General features: G+C 66.4%; 1 protein-coding gene and 2 pseudogenes. All 3 read right to left on the reverse strand.

Annotated features, from left to right (window positions below; all coding sequences use genetic code 11):
- Nucleotides 1-72 precede the first annotated feature (72 nt).
- Nucleotides 73-1,457 (reverse strand): annotated as a pseudogene (locus tag AHiyo1_RS05115) (pyridoxal phosphate-dependent decarboxylase family protein).
- A 56-nt stretch (nucleotides 1,458-1,513) separates the two neighbouring features.
- Nucleotides 1,514-2,310 (reverse strand): annotated as a pseudogene (locus AHiyo1_RS05120) (sulfite exporter TauE/SafE family protein).
- A partial coding sequence (locus AHiyo1_RS05125; RefSeq protein WP_253257167.1) for a His/Gly/Thr/Pro-type tRNA ligase C-terminal domain-containing protein occupies nucleotides 2,307-3,289 on the reverse strand: 983 nt, incomplete at its 5' end. The pseudogene AHiyo1_RS05120 and the gene AHiyo1_RS05125, both read right to left, overlap by 4 nt.

Genomic DNA, 3,289 nt, shown 5'->3' on the forward strand with positions numbered 1-3,289 from the left:
CCTGCCCGAACCTGGACTGGCCGCCTCGAGCTAGCTTCAGGCGCCGGAGGCCGTGCCGTTCAGGCGCCACGCTTAGGCGGTGGCCGCCAGAGCATCCTTGATGGCCTGCACCGCGATATCCAGGTCTGCCGAGTCCGTGGACCAGTTGGTCACCGAGACTCGCAGGATATCCCTGCCCTGCCAGCGTGAACCGGACATCCAGACCCTCCCGTCGGCCATGATGAAGTCCGTCACGGCACGCGTCCTCTCGTCGGAACCGAAGGCCAGCGACAACTGCGTGAACACCACATCGTTGAGGACCTCGACGCCGGGCACCTCGGCAAGCCGCCTGGCCAGTTCCGCGGCACACTCGGCGCGCCCGGCGACAAGCTCCCGCACGCCATCCCCACCCAGGGAACGCAAGGCCGCCCATACCGGCACTCCCCTGGCCCGTCGGGAAAGCTCGGGTACCTTCTCCATGGGGTCGCCGGGGCCGTGGTCATCCTGCATCAAGTATTCGGCGTGCATGCCGATGGCGGATCGCAGGGCAGCAACGTCACGTACCACCACGATCCCGGCGTCGTACGGCACATTGAGGGTCTTGTGGGCATCGGTTCCCCACGAATCGGCCAATCCGACGCCCTCCACCAGATGCCGCAGTCCCGGCACAGCGGCTGCCCACAGCCCGAAAGCCCCGTCAACATGGACCCACGCGCCATGATCCTTGGCAGCGGAAATCGCCTCGGGGAAAGGATCGAAGGCTCCGGAATGCAGGTTCCCGGCCTGGAGGCACACGATTGCCGGACCGGAACCGGACTCCAACGCAGTCCGAAGCGCGGCTGGGTCAATCCTTCCTTGATGGTCCGCCGCAACAACCTCCGGGGCCCGAAGCCCAGGAAGCGCAAGGCCATGTCCAGGCTCTCGTGGCGCTCGGCCCCGACGAGGACACGAAGTTTCGGCGCGCCCTGGAGTCCCCCGGCGTTGACATCCCAACCGACGGCGGCCAGCTGGCGCCATCGGGCCGCCGCGAGCGCCGTGAAGTTGGCCATGCTTGCGCCGGTCGCGAATCCGACGTCGGAGCCAACAGGTAGGCCGAGCAGCTCAAGGAGCCATTGCCCTGCCGCCTCTTCGATCCCGGCAGTGGCGGGTGTGGCAAAACGCAGTCCGGAGTTCTGGTCCCATGCGGAAACCATCCAGTCCGCAGCCATGCCTGCCGGCACCGTGCCGCCGATGACCCAACCGAAGAAACGCCCCGATTGCATGGCCATGAGCCCGGGCTCTGCATGTTCGGCAAGGAAATCAATGACCGAGGCCGCGTCCAGTCCGCTGGCCGGCAACGGTCCACCGAAGACTGCCGCGACGTCGTCAGCCGTGGTGCTTGGCCGTACCGGCCGCCCGGGCAAGGCCCTCAACCACTCACGCGTATGCTCCCATGCACGTTCCAGTGCCTGCTCATAGTCGCCGGAATCGACCCACATGAGTGCATGCTACGCCCGGGGCTTCCCTGCGGCCATCGCTTGCGACGTCCGGGGCGCTACGTGGCGAAGTAGTCGTTCCAGACGTCCACGCCGAGTTTGACGATCAACGCGCCGACCACGATCAGGAACACAATCCGCACAAACCCGCTGCCCTGTTTCACGGCTGTCCGGGCGCCCAGGTAGCCGCCGGCCATGTTGGACAAGCCCAGCACGGCGCCGACGCCCCACAGCAGTGATCCGTGCGGCAGGAAGAACAACAGGGCACCGGCGTTCGTGGCCATATTGACGATCTTCGCCTTGGCGCTGGCCTCAAGGAAGGCATAGCCCATCGCGGAGACGAGGGCGATCACCAGGAAGGAGCCTGTACCAGGACCTATCAGGCCGTCGTAGAACCCGATCACGCCGCCTATGGCGCAGGCCACCACGTAGTGCGTGTGGCCGCCATGACGCAGCGCGGTCAGCTCGCCTGCATTGGGCCGCAGCGCAGTGAAGAGCGCGACGGCGATGAGGGCCACCACGATGATGGGTTTGAAGACGCTCGCGGGAAGGTTGGCCGCCAGGACGCTCCGCCGAAACTGCCCGCGAGGGCAATCACCGCCATGGGTATGGCCGTCTTGAGGTCAGGGCCAACCCGGCGGTAGTAGGTGACAGCGCTAGTTGTCGTCCCGAAAATAGAGCCCATCTTGTTGGTGGCCAGCGCCTGGACCGGGGTGATCCCCGGAACCAGGAGCAAGGCGGGGAGCTGGATCAGTCCCCCGCCGCCCACCACGGCATCGATCCAACCGGCCGCGAATCCAGCCACCACGATCATGACGAGCGTGGTGAGCTGGACCGACTCGAAGCCGGAGATCACTTCTGGCGTACGGCGTTGACCACGTAGTCGGCAGCCTTCTCGACTGCCACGTTCTCTGCCTGGCCGGTGCGACGGTCCTTGATCTCCACAACGCCGTCCACCAAGCCACGGCCCACCGCCACGATGGTGGGGACGCCCACGAGCTCGGCGTCGCCGAACTTCACGCCGGGGGAAACCTTGGGGCGGTCGTCGTAGATCACGTCGAGGCCGGCGGCCTCGAGTTCGGCGGAGAGCTTCTCGGCCGCCGCGAAAATTTCCTCGCCACGTCCGACGGCGACCACGTGGACGTCCGCGGGGGCCACGGAGCGCGGCCAGATCAAGCCCCGGTCGTCGTTGTTGGCCTCGGCCAGGGCGGCCACGGCACGTGTCACGCCGACACCGTAGGAGCCCATGGTGACCACAACCTGCTTGCCGTTCTGGTCAAGGACCTTCAGGTCGAGGGCCTCGGCATATTTGCGGCCGAGCTGGAAGATGTGTCCCATTTCGATGCCGCGGGCAGTCTCCAAGGGGCCGGAGCCGTCCGGGGCTTCGTCTCCCGCGCGGACCTCGGTGCATTCGATGACGCCATCCCAGGCGAAGTCGCGCCCGGCTACGAGACCGAACACGTGCTTTCCGTCTTCGTTCGCCCCGGTAACCCAGCTGGTACCCGAGACAACCCGGGGGTCGACAAGGAAGAGCAACTTGGACGTTCCTTCGAGCCCGAGAACGGCCTCGCCGAGGACAAGTCCGGGGCCGATGTAGCCCTTGACGAGTTCAGGAATCTTCTTGAGGTCGTCCTCGTTCGCCGCTTCGAGCCCGATTTCGCCGGCAATGGGCAGGAATGAACCGATGTTGGCTTCGACGCGCTTGAGGTCCACGGCGCGGTCACCGGGAACGCCGATGACCACGATCTGGCGTTCGCCCGTGGGCAGCGTGACGGCGAGGACCACGTTCTTGAGGGTGTCGGCGGCAGTCCAGGCGCCGCCGTCGGAATCGCTGC

Source organism: Arthrobacter sp. Hiyo1 (assembly GCF_001263615.2).
GTDB lineage: Bacteria > Actinomycetota > Actinomycetes > Actinomycetales > Micrococcaceae > Arthrobacter.